Source organism: Flavobacterium sufflavum, from assembly GCF_004016525.1.
In the GTDB taxonomy this organism is placed as follows: Bacteria; Bacteroidota; Bacteroidia; order Flavobacteriales; family Flavobacteriaceae; genus Flavobacterium; species Flavobacterium sufflavum.
In genome coordinates this window covers 423,302-439,210 of the sequence record NZ_SACJ01000001.1, presented here as the reverse complement: position 1 = coordinate 439,210, position 15,909 = coordinate 423,302, and the positions used below count along the sequence as shown (strand labels likewise).

The 15,909-nt window shown below is 34.7% G+C and carries 15 protein-coding genes; 13 read left to right on the top strand and 2 right to left on the bottom strand.

Annotated elements, in window-relative coordinates; genetic code table 11:
* The first annotated feature begins 101 nt into the window (after positions 1 to 101).
* The 9 genes from EOD40_RS01495 (at position 102) to EOD40_RS01455 (ending at position 9,478) form a co-directional block, all read left to right on the top strand.
* Complete coding sequence (locus tag EOD40_RS01495) at positions 102 to 641, top strand: DMP19 family protein (protein WP_128193129.1); 540 nt, start codon at positions 102 to 104, stop codon at positions 639 to 641.
* Between the two features lie 232 nt (positions 642 to 873).
* The gene (locus tag EOD40_RS01490) at positions 874 to 1,962 is read left to right on the top strand and encodes a sensor histidine kinase (protein ID WP_128193128.1); all 1,089 of its coding nucleotides are present in this window, start codon (positions 874 to 876) and stop codon (positions 1,960 to 1,962) included.
* Between the two features lie 236 nt (positions 1,963 to 2,198).
* Positions 2,199 to 3,470 carry a serine--tRNA ligase gene (serS, locus tag EOD40_RS01485; protein ID WP_128193127.1) on the top strand — a complete coding sequence of 424 codons (1,272 nt, stop codon included), beginning with the start codon at positions 2,199 to 2,201 and terminating at the stop codon, positions 3,468 to 3,470.
* 135 nt (positions 3,471 to 3,605) lie between these two features.
* Positions 3,606 to 5,384, top strand: coding sequence for a tetratricopeptide repeat protein (locus tag EOD40_RS01480; RefSeq protein ID WP_128193126.1), 1,779 nt, complete (start codon positions 3,606 to 3,608; stop codon positions 5,382 to 5,384).
* A 77-nt stretch (positions 5,385 to 5,461) separates the two neighbouring features.
* Positions 5,462 to 5,773 carry a DUF4286 family protein gene (locus EOD40_RS01475; RefSeq protein WP_128193125.1) on the top strand — a complete coding sequence of 104 codons (312 nt, stop codon included), beginning with the start codon at positions 5,462 to 5,464 and terminating at the stop codon, positions 5,771 to 5,773.
* 134 nt (positions 5,774 to 5,907) lie between these two features.
* Entirely contained in the window at positions 5,908 to 6,687 is a 780-nt protein-coding gene (gene rsmA, locus EOD40_RS01470; protein WP_128193124.1) for a 16S rRNA (adenine(1518)-N(6)/adenine(1519)-N(6))-dimethyltransferase RsmA, read from the top strand.
* Positions 6,677 to 8,026: a magnesium transporter gene (mgtE, locus tag EOD40_RS01465; RefSeq protein WP_128193123.1), complete on the top strand. Its 1,350-nt coding sequence runs from the start codon at positions 6,677 to 6,679 to the stop codon at positions 8,024 to 8,026. Before rsmA ends, mgtE begins: the two co-directional genes overlap by 11 nt.
* Positions 8,027 to 8,037: 11 nt before the next feature.
* Positions 8,038 to 8,817, top strand: a complete 780-nt coding sequence (gene proC / locus EOD40_RS01460) for a pyrroline-5-carboxylate reductase (RefSeq protein WP_128193122.1) — start codon at positions 8,038 to 8,040, stop codon at positions 8,815 to 8,817.
* Positions 8,818 to 8,944: 127 nt separating this feature from the next.
* Positions 8,945 to 9,478, top strand: a complete 534-nt coding sequence (locus EOD40_RS01455) for a hypothetical protein (protein ID WP_128193121.1) — start codon at positions 8,945 to 8,947, stop codon at positions 9,476 to 9,478.
* 54 nt (positions 9,479 to 9,532) lie between these two features.
* Here EOD40_RS01455 and EOD40_RS01450 read toward each other — a convergent pair whose 3' ends face one another.
* The gene (locus EOD40_RS01450; RefSeq protein WP_128193120.1) at positions 9,533 to 10,585 is read right to left on the bottom strand and encodes a glycoside hydrolase family 43 protein; all 1,053 of its coding nucleotides are present in this window, start codon (positions 10,583 to 10,585) and stop codon (positions 9,533 to 9,535) included.
* A 599-nt stretch (positions 10,586 to 11,184) separates the two neighbouring features.
* Between EOD40_RS01450 and EOD40_RS01445 the strand changes: the two genes are divergently transcribed.
* The 3 genes from EOD40_RS01445 (at position 11,185) to EOD40_RS01435 (ending at position 13,109) form a co-directional block, all read left to right on the top strand.
* Positions 11,185 to 12,132 (top strand): 2-hydroxyacid dehydrogenase, encoded by a 948-nt coding sequence (locus tag EOD40_RS01445; RefSeq protein WP_128193119.1) that lies wholly within the window; start codon positions 11,185 to 11,187, stop codon positions 12,130 to 12,132.
* Between the two features lie 85 nt (positions 12,133 to 12,217).
* Positions 12,218 to 12,730 (top strand): DUF805 domain-containing protein, encoded by a 513-nt coding sequence (locus EOD40_RS01440; RefSeq protein WP_128193118.1) that lies wholly within the window; start codon positions 12,218 to 12,220, stop codon positions 12,728 to 12,730.
* A gap of 97 nt (positions 12,731 to 12,827) precedes the next feature.
* A complete protein-coding gene (locus tag EOD40_RS01435) occupies positions 12,828 to 13,109 on the top strand; it encodes a TM2 domain-containing protein (RefSeq protein ID WP_128193117.1) in 282 nt (93 codons plus the stop codon).
* A 67-nt stretch (positions 13,110 to 13,176) separates the two neighbouring features.
* On the opposite strand, the gene EOD40_RS01430 is transcribed toward EOD40_RS01435, so the two are convergent.
* Entirely contained in the window at positions 13,177 to 14,982 is a 1,806-nt protein-coding gene (locus EOD40_RS01430; RefSeq protein WP_128193116.1) for a GNAT family N-acyltransferase, read from the bottom strand.
* A 139-nt stretch (positions 14,983 to 15,121) separates the two neighbouring features.
* On the opposite strand from EOD40_RS01430, the gene EOD40_RS01425 reads away from it, so the two are divergent.
* Complete coding sequence (locus EOD40_RS01425; protein WP_128193115.1) at positions 15,122 to 15,886, top strand: exodeoxyribonuclease III; 765 nt, start codon at positions 15,122 to 15,124, stop codon at positions 15,884 to 15,886.
* Positions 15,887 to 15,909: the final 23 nt, after the last annotated feature.

The following is a 15,909-nucleotide window of genomic DNA, read 5'->3' as shown; positions in this document are numbered from 1 at the left end:
CTATTAATCTGTGCTAATCCTTTTAATCTGTGGCTAAAAACATTTTCATTCTTCACTATTTTAGCCGAAATTTGCAAACCACTCTTTAAAACAAACTCCACATGGAATTCGGAAGCATCATTATCTCAGAAACAGCCGCAAATAGCGAAAATCCTCAAGATGTAATCAACTCAAATATTTCGGTAATTAATCTGATGCGTGAGGAAAAAATCGATGACGATTTGATTCACGAAGATGCGTTGATGAGTTATTATTTGGATTATTACTATAGCCAATATGTGAAGGGTAATTTTGCACAATTTGTGTACAATTCAAGATGGAATACCGAATTAAACGAATTGATAGAAGAAGGTTTGGCTTTAATTGGTGCCGGAAAACATTTGGAATTGTTTCAGGAACAATGCAAAAAAGTCAAATTGATGAGCAGTGTAAAAAGAGAAAAATTCTTTAAAGGCAAATTAGAAGGGGTAAATCCTATCCGTGATTTGCTTAACAACGACCGCTTTTTCGAACTGGAAGAAAATTTATTGCAGTTGAATACTGCTTTCTTAAAAAATCATCCGGACACACAGGTTCTTTCTGTTGATGCCATGTTCGAATTGTTGGAAGACTTTGTTGGCCACGAAATTAAAAGAGCATAGTCAATAAATTGTTTTTTTTGCAAAGACAACAAAGAATTCATTAGCTAAATACTGAATTTTGTGTGTGTGTCTTTGTCCTGTTTTTATATCTGTTTTATGTAAGATATTTTTGCTTTATTTCGAAAATTTTAACCTATATTTACCATACATTTTTTTAATTTGTTAACCTAATCAGTAAATGATTCGACACTTTTAGTTAAAGTCATCCCTGAATCAAATTGCAAATAATTTCATGGTATATTCTTTTGAACTTTTTGACTCATTCATAGACTCCATTGCTGTAATTAACAAAAAAGGGGAGGTTATTTACACAAACATCGCCTGGAAACGTTTTTCGAGTGAAAATTTTGGCTCTTTGGACAAAACGGATGTTGGTGTAAATTATTTGGATATATGTGGAAGAGCAGCCGGTAAAGATGCAGAAAGCGCTACCGAAGCATTAGTGGGTATTCAGGCTGTGATTAATAGGGAACAAGCTCTTTTTCAAATGGAGTATTCTTGTAATTCCTTAAACGAGCAAAGATGGTTTATTTTGAGATGTACTCCATTGGTAAACAACGTCGATTTGTCAATTGTGTCGCATATTAATATAAGTCAACGAAAAATCGCGGAAGAGATTGTTAAAAAGCAAAACAAGCAATTGAAAGAAATCAACAAACGCTTGGATTCTACCATGTTTAAAATTACTCACGATATAGTTGCTCCTTTAAATTCGGTGATAGGTTTGATCCATTTATCAAGGATAGACAATGAATCAATTGATGAATATTTTTCTCTTATAGAAAAAAGCGCTTCTAATTTGAAATCCTTCGTTCAGGAAACCCTTGAGTTGTCTAAATCAACCAATAAATATACAGAAGTAGATTTTAATAGATTGTTAAGTGATTTTTACGAATCCGTTAAATACAATCTAGCTTTGGAACATGTTAAAATCAAAACGGATGTACATCAAACAGTTGAATTTTATACGTATAAAAATGAAATCACTTCGGTTATTTCAAACTTGATAGACAATAGTTTGAAATATTATGATAATAAGAAAGAAGAGTCATTTGTATTGGTCTCAATCGATTCAAATGGTATTGAAGCAAAAATCTCAATCAAAGACAATGGAATTGGCATCAGCAAAGAAATGCTTTCGAAAATATTTGATTTAAATTTTCAGGTAGAGAAGGAGGTCAGTGAGGGTTTTGGAATTGGTTTGTCTATAGTAAAACAGTCTGTTGATTTAATGGATGGTGTGATAAATGTAAATTCCGAATTAGGTGTTGGAACAGAATTCAATATAATTATTCCGAATTTAAAGCAATTTAGAGATTGATATGATGAATAACAAATATCAGCTTAGCTGTTAGTTGCTTGACAGATAATAAGCATTTCGCAAAGGCAGATTAAGAATTCCAGAAGTAAAGCATAAAAAATATGTACTTCTTGGTGCAAGCTCCATAAACCTTAGGGGAATATTTTTTTCAATTTAAACTTTGTCTTATTTGTACCAAACATTTCCTTAAATTTGCTTCCGTTATTAGAAATATAATAGTTTATAAAAACCCAACTATGTTACAAATTGCATTTATTAGAGAGAATCAGGAAAAAGTGATCAAGGCTTTGGCAAAAAGAAATATGGATGCCAAAAGTGTTGTGGAAGAAGTGGTACAACTTGATGAGCGTCGTCGTGCTACGCAAGTAGAGTTAGACAACATTTTAGCCGAATCTAATAAATTGTCCAAAGACATTGGCGAATTGATGAAAGCAGGTGAAAAATCTAAAGCTGCTATCTTAAAAGAAAAAACAGTTATCAATAAAGAAAAGAGTAAGAAACTGGCTGAAACCGCTGAGGTTATTGCTGCTGATCTTGCTGAAAAATTATATACTTTACCTAATCTTCCTGCCGATATTGTTCCTGAAGGAAAAACACCGGAGGAAAATTTAAATGTTTTTGAAGCTGGTGAAGTACCGGTTTTACATGAAGGAGCACAACCGCATTGGGATTTGGTAAAAAAATACGACATCATTGATTTCGAATTAGGAAATAAAATTACAGGAGCTGGTTTTCCGGTTTATAAAGGAAAAGGAGCTCGTTTGCAACGTGCCTTAATCAATTATTTCTTAGACAAAAATACGGCTGCAGGTTACAATGAAGTTCAGGTGCCTCACATGGTAAACGAAGCTTCGGCATACGGAACGGGACAATTGCCGGACAAAGAGGGGCAAATGTACCATGACGCTACCGATAATTTATACTTAATCCCAACAGCGGAAGTTCCGGTAACCAACTTGTTTAGAGATGTAATCTTGAATGAAAATGAGTTGCCAATTTTAACTACAGCTTACACGCCATGTTTCCGTCGTGAGGCGGGTTCTTATGGAGCACACGTACGTGGATTGAATCGTTTGCACCAATTTGATAAAGTAGAAATAGTGCGTGTGGAGCATCCTGAGAAATCGTATGAAGCTTTAGACGGAATGGTAGAGCACGTAAAAGAAATTTTGAACGAATTGAAATTGCCATACCGAATTTTGCGTCTTTGTGGAGGCGATATGGGTTTCACTTCGGCTTTGACTTATGATTTTGAAGTGTATTCTACGGCGCAGGAGCGTTGGTTAGAAATTTCTTCTGTTTCTAACTTTGAAACTTTCCAGGCGAATCGTCTGAAATTGCGTTTCAGAGATAAGGATGGAAAAAACCAATTGGCACACACCCTAAACGGAAGTTCATTGGCTTTGCCTAGAGTACTTGCGGGAATTCTTGAAAATTACCAAACTCCGGAAGGAATCGTAATTCCAGAGGTTTTACGTCCATACTGTGGATTTGATATTATAAATTAGTTCTGTTTAAAAACAGAAAGAATTATCTACAACCATTAAGAAATTAAGAGCCATTAAGTTTAATGTTCTTAATTTCTTAATGGTTTAAAGAAAAAAGGAAATTTTTCAAATTTAATTTCAAACCCTTATCCGGTTATGAAAAAGCTCTTTCTTTATATTACTTTGTCATTTTCGCTGTTTGCGTTTTCACAAAACGAACAACTAGCGCAGTATTACTACGACAAAGGCGATTTTGAAAAAGCCAAAATCAGTTATGAGGAATTATTGGAAAACATTCCTCAAAACATGCAATACTTTCTTCGAACAGTAGATTGTTACCAGCAATTGCAACAATATGATGTTGCCGAAAAAGCCATCCAAAACCGGCTTACAAAATACAACCAAGGCAGTCTTTTAGTTGAATTAGGTTATAATTACCAACTGCAAAAGAATGATGCTAAAGCCAAAAGTTATTATGATGAGGCAATAGAACGCATCCGTAAAAATCCCAATGAAGTGTACGGAATTGCTAATTCTTTTGAACGAAAAGTACAATTAGAATATGCTTTAAAAGCTTATAAAACCGCTACTGAAATCCAGCCTAATTATAATTTCAATTACCAACAAGGATTACTTTACGGGCAATTAGGTAATTTCGAAATGATGATTAATACCTTTCTGGACGAAGCTTATGCAAATCCTCAAAATTCGATTGTGATTCAGAATCAATTGTCGCGTTTTATGACCGATGAAGCCGATGTGAGTTTTAGCAATGCTTTGCGAAAAGCTTTGGTTTTGAAGGTTCAAAAAAGTCAGGATTTGTTCTGGAGCCGCTATTTGAGTTGGTTTTATATTCAGCAAAAAGAATTTTCGAAAGCCTTTATTCAGGAAAAAGCCATCTACAAACGCAATCCGGAATCGCTTTCTACTATTTTGAATTTGGCAAATCTGGCCATTGAAGAAGAAAATCAGGAGGTGGCTAAAGAAATACTGGATTTTGTAATTGAAAATACCAAGGATTTAGGATTGCTGGTGCAAGCCCATTCGTATTTGATAGAACTAAAAATTGCTAAAGCCACCGAAAAAGATTACGCAACTATCAATACGGAGATTGAGGCTTTGCTGAAACAATTTGAAATAAGTCCTTTTACCTTATCTTTGCAGCTAATTCAGGCACATTTTGTGGCATTCCATTTGAAAAAACCGGAGCAGGGAAGAGCGATTGTAAAGAAAGCTTTGGAGTTGCAGCTCAATAATTACGAAGTGGCTCAGGCCAAAATGGAATTGGCGGATATTTTGCTTTTCGAAGAAAAATTCAATCAGGCGTTGTTGTATTATTCGCAAATTGAAATGGATTTGAAAAATGATGTGGTGGCTCACGAAGCGAGTTTGAAAGCAGCTAAAACGAGTTATTTTAAAGGTGATTTTCCTTGGGCGTTAAAACAGTTTAAGGAATTGAAATCGGCAAATACGCAGTTGATTGCTAATGATGCTTTAGAATATTTTTTACTGATAAATGATAACACAGTAGCTGATTCGACACAAACGGCTTTGAAGGCTTTCGCCAAAGGCGATTATTTGTTGTATCAAAACAGGAATCAGGAAGCCATTGCGCAGTTTCAGTTGGTTTTAAAAACCTTTAAAGGACAGGAAATAGAAGCGGTTACAGAGTTGCGACTGGGGAAAGTTTATGAAAAAACTGCCGAGTATAATTTGGCTTTAAGCCAATACCAATCGATAATTGACCATCATAGTGATGGAATTTACATTGATGAAGCACTGTTTTTTTCGGCTGAAATTTATAGTAAGAAGTTAAACGAACCCGAAAAGGCGAAACCATTATACGAAAAGTTGATTTTTAATCATCAGGACAGTATTTATTTTGTGGAAGCCAGAAAGAAATTCAGGGAGTTAAGAGGAGATAAGAATCTTTAAAAAGTTTAATCGGTTATCGTTGATTCGGTTAAACGATTAAACAATTAAACAAATCAATGATTAAACAAACAAATACAATGATAATTTATAACATTACAATTAATATACACGAAAGCGTTCATGACCAATGGATGATCTGGATGCAGCACAAACACATTCCTGAAATGCTGGCAACGGGTAAATTTACCAATGCTAAATTGGTTCGTGTTTTAGTAGAAGAAGAAATGGGAGGAGTGACTTATTCGGCTCAATTTACAACGGATAGTTTAGCGACTTTAGAAAAATTTTATCAGGAAGATGATGCAGCACTTCAGGCTGAGGGGCAAAAGCTTTTTGGTGAAAAAATGCTCACTTTTAGAACTGAATTACAAGTGATTTCAGAGCACTAGAGAATAACTGGACTAAAGTCCAGCCTTACAAAATATGTCGAGCCGAAGGCTCTTTGAAATAAGTAAAGTTCCGTAGGAACGAATCATATTGTAGCAACGGATTTTAATCCGTTGAAAACAAAAGCAACAACAACATGGATAAAGTAAAAGCCAAAAAACACCTCGGACAACATTTCTTAAAAGACGAAAGTATTGCCAAAGATATTGCTGATACATTAAGCTTAGAAGGATATGATGATGTATTGGAAATAGGACCAGGAATGGGGGTTTTGACCAAATATATGTTGGATAAACCCATCACTACTTATGTAATTGAAATTGATACCGAATCGGTGACTTATTTGGAAGCCAATTATCCAAAATTGCACGGTAAGATTATTTCGCAGGATTTTTTGAAATACAATATCAATGAGGTTTTCGAAAACAAGCAGTTTGCTATAATTGGGAATTTTCCATATAATATTTCGACCCAAATTGTTTTTAGAGTATTGGAATTCAGAGACCAGATTCCTGAATTCTCAGGGATGTTTCAAAAAGAAGTGGCTGAGCGAATTTGCGAGAAAAAAGGAAGTAAGGCCTACGGGATTTTATCCGTTTTGGCACAGGCTTTTTACGATACTGAATATCTGTTTACGGTAGACGAGAATGTTTTTAATCCGCCACCAAAGGTAAAATCAGGGGTGATGCGTATGCGTAGAAAAGAGGATTACAGCTTGCCATGTAGCGTAAAACTATTCTTTACGGTGGTGAAAACTGCCTTTCAGCAACGTCGTAAAACTTTGCGTAACAGTTTAAAAACACTCGATTTATCGGATAATTTAAGAGAAGATAGTATCTTTGACCTCCGTCCGGAGCAATTGGATGTGGCACAATTTATCGAACTTACTCAAAAAATAGAAGCCGATGGAATTTAAAATCACCAAAGACTTAATTCTCGAATTAGAGCAACACATTGTCAATAAGAATGATAAGGAACTGGAAGCCTTACTTAATGACATGCACCATGCTGATATTGCCGAGGTTTTGGACAAACTTGATTTTGAAGAAGCTACTTATATTTTTAAGGTATTAGACAGTGAAAAAACAGCAGAAATTCTTCTTGAATTAGAAGATGATTTGCGTGAGAATATATTAAGTCGTCTTTCTGCAAAAGAGATTGCAGAGGAGCTTGACGAGTTAGATACAAATGATGCTGCCGACATTATTGCAGAACTTTCTCAGGACTTAAAAGCAGAAGTAATCTCGGAACTTCAGGACGTTGAACACGCCAAGGATATCGTTGACTTATTACGTTATGATGAGGATACTGCCGGTGGTTTGATGGGGAAAGAGTTGGTGAAAGTCAATGAAAACTGGAATGTGCTAACTTGCGTAAAAGAGATGCGTATTCAGGCCGAAAACGTATCCAGAGTACATTCAATCTATGTGGTTGATGATGAAAACCGATTAAAGGGAAGACTTTCGCTAAAAGATTTATTGACTACTTCAACCAAGACACATATCAGCGATGTCTATATTCGAAAATTAAACTGGGTAAAAGTAGACGATAAAGATGTGGAAGTGGCGCGAATCATGCAAAAATATGATTTGGAAGCCATTCCGGTAGTGGATGAGTTGGGGAGATTAGTAGGGCGTATTACCATTGATGACATTGTAGATGTAATCAAGGAAGAAGCGGAGAAAGATTACCAATTAGCGGCGGGTATTACTCAGGACGTAGAAACTGACGACAGTATTTTAGAGTTGACTAAGGCGCGTTTGCCCTGGTTGCTTATCGGGATGGTGATAGAGGTTATTGCTTCCTTTGTTTTAAAAGATAATGAAAATGCTTTTCGACGCTATTCGACCTTGATTATTTTTGTGCCTTTGCTTTCGGCAACTGCAGGAAATATTGGGGTTCAGGCATCAGCAATCGTTGTGCAAGGTTTGGCTAATGGTTCTTTGAAGGAATTTAGCCGGGTTTATTTTAGCAAGGAAATCGCCGTGGCCATGATTTCGGGTTCGATAATTTCTTTGTTGTTGTTAGGGTATCATTCAATTATGTACCAACAATATCTGGTAGGACTGGCTATTTCTATTTCGATGGTTGTAGTTATCCTTTTTGCGGCTACATTAGGGACATTGGTTCCACTTTTTCTGCATAAAAATAAGATTGATCCTGCTATTGCAACAGGACCTTTTATAACCACGGCGAATGATATTTTTGGTATTATTCTTTATTTTGCTGTAGCAAAAATGATTTTAGGATTTTAATACATTTTTCAATGAAAGTACATATAATAGGAGGTGGTAACTTAGGTGCTGCTATTGCATTAGGAATGGCGAAATGCCCTGCCGAAAATCAAATTACGGTAACCAGAAGAAATACTGCCAGTATTCTATATTTGGAGAAATTGGGTGTTACAGTTTCTTCGGATAATAAACATAATATTCAAGAGGCCGATGTTATTATTTTAACCATTAAACCGTATCAGGTAGATACTGTTTTGGCTGAGATACTTCCTGTTATTTCTAATAAAATAATTGCTTCAGGAGTAAGTGGTTTGTCTATTGATGCGTTGCAAAGTAAAATTGGCGAAGGACATCAGGCAATTCGAATTATGCCTAACATTGCGGCACAATACGGAGCTTCGGCAACTTGTATTTCTTTTAACGAAAAACACAGCGCTGAAGGGCAAAAATTAGTCACTCTTTTTAAAGATTTAGGTACGGCACCAGTTATTGACGAAAAATTAATGGATGCGGCTACAGTTTTGGCAGCCAGCGGAACTGCTTTTGCTTTGCGTTATATCAGAGCATCTATGCAGGCGGGAATCGAAATAGGATTCGACTGGAAAACGGCATTGGCTATTTCGGCACAAACCGTAAAAGGAGCTGCCGAAATGGTAATGGAAGAACAAATTCACCCGGAACAATTAATAGACAGAGTAACGACTCCTCAAGGTTGTACGATTACAGGATTGAGCGAAATGGAATCTCATGGATTTAGTTCTTCATTAATACGAGGAATTAAAGCTGCGGTAAAGAAAATTAAAGGGATTTAATTCCGAATTTTTTAAATACAAAAAGGGCTTCTCGAAATTTTGAGAAGCCCTTTTTGCTTTTCATAATAATATTTGTAATACATTTTTTATATATTTGATTAGGCCAATTTTACTAAAAACAAGCAATATGCTAAAAAAGAAAATATTATTAATTCACCTTTCAATATTAGGTTTACTATTCTTAAACTTATTATTTTTTTCGGTGTCTGGTATTACATTGAATAATACCGTAAAATTAAGTATCAAAATCGCTTTTTTTATTAGTGGATTTATTGCTTTTTTCTTCTATTTGAAACCTTTTACAAAATTATCATTATACTTTAGTTATTTTACAATTGGTCCAATAATAGGATTCTTAGGTTGGTTAGCTGATGGTATTATGGGAGCAATTGTGATTTCATTCTATTTTTGGATATTACCTAATTTAGAAGTCTACTTTAATAATGATTATATAATTTACTCTAAAACAGGAGGACCACTATCAGCAGGAGGGCAATATGAACTTTATGAAAAACTAGGGCTTTTTGAAAACAGAATAGGAAAAATTCAAAGCAATGATATATTAGAAGAAAATCCAAATGACATCAAAATAATTCATAAAAAACACGAACTATTGATATACCATAAAGACACAATTATCTTTACAAAATATCTCAATTAAAAAAAGGCTTCTAAAGAAAATTGAGAAGCCCTGTTTGTATGAGTAAAAACAATATTATTTCTTATTGGTTTTCAAAGCCATATCATTATCATCAATATCCTGACCAAAATCAGGCATGCCGTCTTTAGTCCATTTTAATACTCTGGCACGGGTATGGCGGTTAGGGTCAGATAAGGCGTCACCTTTGATTTTTTCATAATCACGGGCGTGGTAAATCATAATATCGGTTTTACCGTCTTCGGCTACTGTAAAACTGTTGTGTCCCGGACCGTAACGTTTGAACTTTTCATTTGTAAAGAAAACGGGTTTGTCTAATTTGTTCCACGATTTTGGATCAAGTAAGTCGGCATCTTCTTTTGCCCAAAGTAAACCTAAACAATAAGTAGCATCAGTTGCGCTGGCTGAGAACGTTAGAAATACTTTTCCATTGCGAATGAGTACAGCAGGTCCTTCATTTACCTTGTAAGTGTGCATTTCCCAATCGTAGTCAGGTTGACTAATTACCACTTGTTTGTTATCAACCGTAGTTGGACTGGTCATTTTTGCAATATACAAGCTCGTATTTACTATATTTCCAGGTCCTCTGTCTACCCAAATAAGGTAGCGTTGTCCTTTATGTTCAAAAGTAGTTGCATCAAGTGCAAAAACATCTTTTTTAGTCACAATCTGACCTTCTTCTTTCCATTCCCCTTTTGTAGGGTCTTCTGATGGATTAGATAAGGTATAAATGCGTATTTTCCATTTGTCTTCAGCTGATCCTGCAGCAAAATAAATGTACCATTTTCCATCAATTCGGTGCAATTCAGGAGCCCATATATGATTTCCCATAGCACCTTTGTCGTGTTTACGCCATACTATTACCGGTTTAGCTTCTTTGATGCCATTAATGGTCTTTGAACTGCGAATTTCAATACGGTCATATTCGGGAGCTGTGGCTATAAAGTAGTAAGTGCCATCTGGAGTTTTTGTTACAAATGGATCCGCCCGTTGCCATGCCAAAGGATTGTTGAATTGATTCTTTTTTAGTTTTTGGGAATGTACAGTCGTTCCCATAACTATGAAACTGAATAGAAAAGTCAGGCGTAAAAAGTTCAAGGTTTTGTTCATTTTATTATAAATAGGATGGTTTTTTATTTAAATGTAAAAAATACATTTTTAACAAAGATATAAATATTGTTGATTCAGTGTTTGTTTTTTTAATTTTTGGATATTAAGTATAATACACTGATTTTGAGTCTGTTTTTTGTAAATAAAATAATTCAAATGACTGATTATCATGTAGTTTATCTTGAAAAATTGCTTTATATCGAGTATTCCCGAAGTTGTTTTTATAAGATTAAAAAATGCCGTAATTTTATGAAAGCTAACCCAGTCTATCGCCACTTTACTTTTCTCATTAATGGTTTAATTTAAAACTAACACTAAATAAACATTATTATGAAAAAGTTATTCAACATGATTTATGACAAGATTTCCCGTTTTTTGTTCGGAGACGAAACAATGGTGAGATATTAACGGAAAATGTATCTGTAAAAAAAGAGCGTATGTAAAAAACTTTACTTTAAGTTTGGGTAGTCCACGGCAAACCATTTCTGAATTAATTTTAATTTAGAAATGGTTTTTTGTTTTTAAGCGTTGCTAATCTTTGGGAATAAATTAATAACCCATTTTTTTATTAATTTTGAAGGCTCAACTTAAAAACAGTTATGGATATTAAAATTCTTCACATCGATAGTAATAATCCCATTTTAATGCAGCAATTGCAGGAATTAGGTTTTCAAAACCATGAAGATTTTACTTCGTCAAAAGAAGCAATTGAAGCAAAAATTCAGGATTATCATGGTATCGTGATCCGAAGTCGGTTTAAGATAGACAAGACTTTTTTGGATAAAGCAACTAATTTGCAATTTATAGCCCGTGTGGGTGCAGGTTTGGAAAGTATTGATTGTGATTATGCTCTGACTAAAAATATCCGACTTATTGCAGCACCCGAAGGCAATAGAAATGCAGTTGCCGAACACACCTTAGGAATGATTTTGTCGCTTTTTAATAATTTAAATCGTGCCGACAGAGAAATTCGTTCCGGACATTGGAACAGAGAAAGCAATCGGGGACATGAGTTAGACGGGAAAATCGTAGGTGTTATTGGTTATGGTAATATGGGAAAATGGTTCGCTAAAAGACTAAGAGGTTTTAATGTTGAGGTACTTTGTTATGATATACAAGAAAATGTTGGTGATGCCAATGCAAAACAAGTTTCGTTAGCAGAATTACAACAGAAAGCAGATGTATTGAGTTTGCATATTCCGTGGACTCCTGAAACCGATAAAATGGTCAATGAGACTTATATTAATGCTTTTGCCAAGCCGTTTTGGATTTTTAATACTTCGAGAGGGAAAAACATTGTGACGGCTGATTTAGTTGCTGCTTTGCAATCCGGAAAGGTTTTAGGTGCCGGATTAGATGTGTTAGAATATGAGAAACTTTCTTTCGAAACTTTATTTCAGGATAAAACCACGCCAGAAGCTTTTCAGTATTTATTGGAAGCCGATAATGTACTATTGTCGCCTCATGTGGCCGGTTGGACATTTGAAAGTCACGAACGATTAGCGCAGGTAATTGTCGATAAGATTAAAAAATTATATTTTAAATAATTATTAAGTATTACTTTTCTGTAAAATACATATATTAGTAACCAAAATCCTAAAGTAGGATTAGCAAACTAAAGATTTATTAATTATGATTGAATGGTACAAAAAAGTAGTTTTTGAAAATTATGCAAGTTTTAGTGGTAGAGCCAGGAGAAGTGAATATTGGTATTTCATATTGGCTAATATGATTATTGGTGTATTGTTGACTTTATTGGACAATATTTTGGGGTTTAAATTAGGAACTTCAGGAGTTTTGAGTGGTTTATATAATTTGGCTGTTTTTATACCTAGTTTGGCTGTTTCAGTAAGAAGACTTCATGATATTGGTAAAAGCGGCAAGCTATTATTACTTTTTTATGGAATAATTATAATTTTAGTTATTGTAATGTTAGTTTCTGGATTTTCTGTATTTATGTCAGGAGGTTTTTCTATGAGTTCTCTAGGAGTAGCTTTTTTTGGTCCACTTTTAGTTGTAATAGCGATGTCAATATGGATGTTAATACTATTTTGTACTGAGGGTGAACATAGCTCAAATAAATATGGGCCAGATCCTAAAAATGAAACATCCGAAATTAATAAAATAGGTACTTTTGAACTATAGTTCATTTTTTTTCTTTTAAATACATCAGCAATTTTTTATGTTCATTCCAATATAATTTCATAAATTTAAGGGTTGATAATCAGTTAAATGTGTGATTATGGAAAATTCAAAACACGAACATTGGAATAATCCGCAACCTTTTGAAGAAGACAATAAAAGACTGGCTGCCGGTTTATTAGCTATAATTTTGGGTCCTTTTGGAATTCATAAATTCTTATTGGGCTATACCAAGGAAGGTATAATCTGGCTGTTTCTAAGCCTGATTAGTTTTGGCGCAATAACAGGTTTGCTGGGACTCATAGAAGGAATAATTTATTTGACAAAATCAGAGGATGAATTTTACAGAATCTACCAAATAGGGCGAAAGCCATGGTTTTAAAAAATAAAAAAGTCGCGTATTATTTCTAAAATATTACGCGACTTTTTTGTTGATATGAAGGAAAGGATTATAATTCTCCTTTTTCGTTGAATTTTCGTTCCAATTCCGCCTGAAATTCTTCCATTACCGGTTTCATGGTGCTTTCCGGAATATCCGCAATCCTAATGTACATCAAGCCGTCAACTGCATTGTTAAATAAAGGGTCAACGTTGAAAGCAACTACTTTTGCGTTTTGTTTGATGTATTTTTTTATCAATACTGGTAAACGCAAAATACCTGGTTCTAATTCGTCGATAATTTTATCAAATTTATTCAAATCGGCTTCCGTTTCATTAAAGATAAAATCCTTATCGGCATCTTTCAATTTTACCTTATAGGCCTTTTTCGGATGGATGTATTGTGCAATGTAAGGATCATAATAATTGGATTTCATGAACTCAATCATCAATGATTTTGAGAAATCAGAAAACTGATTACTGATACTCACTCCACCAATAAGGTATTTATGCTCAGGGAAACGCAAGGTAGTGTGAATAATTCCTTTCCAAAGCAGGAACAATGGCATTGGTTTTTGCTGGTATTCTTTGATGATAAAGGCACGACCCATTTCAATAGACTGATGCATGGTTTCGAATAATTCAGGTTCGAAACGAAACAATTCGTTAAGGTAAAAACCATCAATACCATGTTTAGGATAAATTTCTGACCCTAGTCCCATTCGGTAAGCACCTGCAATTTTTTGTGCTTCATCATCCCATAAAAAAAGATGGTGGTAGTATTGGTCAAATTTGTCTAAATCGATAGATTCATTGGTTCCTTCGCCGACTTCTCTAAAAGTTATTTCGCGTAAACGTCCTATTTCATGTAAAATACTCGGAATCTTGTTTGCTTGTGCAAAGAAAACTTCATAGTTTTTGCTTTGCAATAATCGGCAATCAGTATCTCTTAAGGCTTTTACTTCCGAAATTATTTTTTCTTCATTAGCAGGAGTTGCAATTTCCTTAGGATTCTTAGTGATTTTTAGATTAGCAGGAGTGAGTAACTTGCTCTCTTTTTCGAAAGGATTAGCCAGCATATAGGTTTTCTTTCTCAGGAATTCCGAATAGGCTTCAATACTTTCATATTCATTTTGCTCGGCTACCGAAATTGGTTTTCCAATTCTTACCTTGATAACACGGTTTTTTTGACTAAAAAGTTCCGAAGGTAATTTTGCAGTACGCAAAGTGCCGCTGATTTTAGAAAGCAAATAGAAAAGGTGACTGTTTTTAGCATGAAAATAAATTGGCACAACAGGAACCTGCGCTTTTCTGATTACCTTGATGGCGCCTTCTTCCCATTGTTTATCTACAACAAGTTGTCCGTCTTTATAGCTGGAAACTTCTCCGGCAGGAAACATTCCCAGAGGTTTTCCGTCACTAAGATGACGTAAAGTTTCTTTGATTCCTAAAACGCTTGATTTTGCATCCTTATGATTTTCAAAAGGATTTACAGGCATGATGTATTGCTTTAATGGCTCAATTCGATGCAATAGGAAATTAGCGATAATCTTAAAATTAGGCTCTCTTTCAAGCATTAATTTCAATAACAAAATACCATCTATTCCTCCCAGCGGATGGTTGGAAATGGTGATATAAGCTCCCTCTTTAGGCAAGCGTTTGTAATCTTCTTCAGGTATTTCAAACTTTATTTGTAAATCATCTACAATTCCATTTAAGAAATCAATTTCTTTTAGATGTTTGTTGCGGTTATAAACTTTATTTAGAGTGGAAATCTTCAGAACTTTCATTAATAGCCAACCTGAAAAAGTCCCTAATGCTCCGTATTTCTCAACATTAATTGCTTTTGCAACTTCTTTGGCGGTAACTAAACCCATTTATTTTTTGTTTTTTGAGAGAAAAACAAAGATAGAAAAAAACTCCATTATCCGGCTATGAGCCACATTTGATTTTAAAGTTTTTTGTAGCCCGACCGATTTATTTTTTAGTATTTTTGGAAATCAAAAAACAAATTAGATGAGAATTGTATCTTATAATGTCAATGGAATTCGTGCAGCAATTTCAAAAGGATTTATTAATTGGTTAGATCAGGCTAAACCTGATGTGGTTTGTCTTCAGGAAATTAAGGCTACGCCAGACCAACTTCCGCTGTTAGACTTTGAATTAGCGGGTTATCCGTACCATTATTGGTTTCCGGCAACTAAAAAAGGTTATAGTGGTGTTGCTATTTTATCAAAAGTTAAACCCAATAACGTGGTTTATGGCACAGGGATTGAACACATGGATTTCGAAGGACGAAATGTTCGCATTGATTTTGATGATTTTTCGGTAATGAGCCTTTATTTGCCTTCAGGTACTAATATTGAAAGACTCAACCATAAGTTTCAGTTTATGGATGATTTTCAAAATTATATCAATGATTTGAAAAAAGAGATTCCAAATCTTATCATTTGTGGCGATTATAATATTTGTCACGAAGCCATAGATATTCATGATCCAATCAGGAATGCTAAGGTGTCGGGTTTTCTTCCGGAAGAACGTGCCTGGCTGGATGCTTTCCTGAAAAACGGATTTATTGACAGTTTTCGTTTTTTAAACAAAGAACCGGGTAATTATTCCTGGTGGACTGTGCGTGTAAAAACAGCAAGAACTGATAATAAAGGCTGGCGTATTGATTATTGTCTGGTAAGCGAGCCATTGAGAGATAGGATAAAGAAAGCGCTTATTTTGCCCGAAGCAAAACATTCTGACCATTGCCCCGTTCTTGTAGATATAGAATAAATTAATGCCAATTGCAATATCAA

Coding starts and splice junctions, on each gene's coding strand:
- EOD40_RS01495 (WP_128193129.1), top strand. CDS start 102: ATGGAATTCGGAAGCATCATTATCTCAGAAACAGCCGCAAATAGCGAA.
- EOD40_RS01490 (WP_128193128.1), top strand. CDS start 874: ATGGTATATTCTTTTGAACTTTTTGACTCATTCATAGACTCCATTGCT.
- serS (WP_128193127.1), top strand. CDS start 2,199: ATGTTACAAATTGCATTTATTAGAGAGAATCAGGAAAAAGTGATCAAG.
- EOD40_RS01480 (WP_128193126.1), top strand. CDS start 3,606: ATGAAAAAGCTCTTTCTTTATATTACTTTGTCATTTTCGCTGTTTGCG.
- EOD40_RS01475 (WP_128193125.1), top strand. CDS start 5,462: ATGATAATTTATAACATTACAATTAATATACACGAAAGCGTTCATGAC.
- rsmA (WP_128193124.1), top strand. CDS start 5,908: ATGGATAAAGTAAAAGCCAAAAAACACCTCGGACAACATTTCTTAAAA.
- mgtE (WP_128193123.1), top strand. CDS start 6,677: ATGGAATTTAAAATCACCAAAGACTTAATTCTCGAATTAGAGCAACAC.
- proC (WP_128193122.1), top strand. CDS start 8,038: ATGAAAGTACATATAATAGGAGGTGGTAACTTAGGTGCTGCTATTGCA.
- EOD40_RS01455 (WP_128193121.1), top strand. CDS start 8,945: ATGCTAAAAAAGAAAATATTATTAATTCACCTTTCAATATTAGGTTTA.
- EOD40_RS01450 (WP_128193120.1), bottom strand. CDS start 10,585: ATGAACAAAACCTTGAACTTTTTACGCCTGACTTTTCTATTCAGTTTC.
- EOD40_RS01445 (WP_128193119.1), top strand. CDS start 11,185: ATGGATATTAAAATTCTTCACATCGATAGTAATAATCCCATTTTAATG.
- EOD40_RS01440 (WP_128193118.1), top strand. CDS start 12,218: ATGATTGAATGGTACAAAAAAGTAGTTTTTGAAAATTATGCAAGTTTT.
- EOD40_RS01435 (WP_128193117.1), top strand. CDS start 12,828: ATGGAAAATTCAAAACACGAACATTGGAATAATCCGCAACCTTTTGAA.
- EOD40_RS01430 (WP_128193116.1), bottom strand. CDS start 14,982: ATGGGTTTAGTTACCGCCAAAGAAGTTGCAAAAGCAATTAATGTTGAG.
- EOD40_RS01425 (WP_128193115.1), top strand. CDS start 15,122: ATGAGAATTGTATCTTATAATGTCAATGGAATTCGTGCAGCAATTTCA.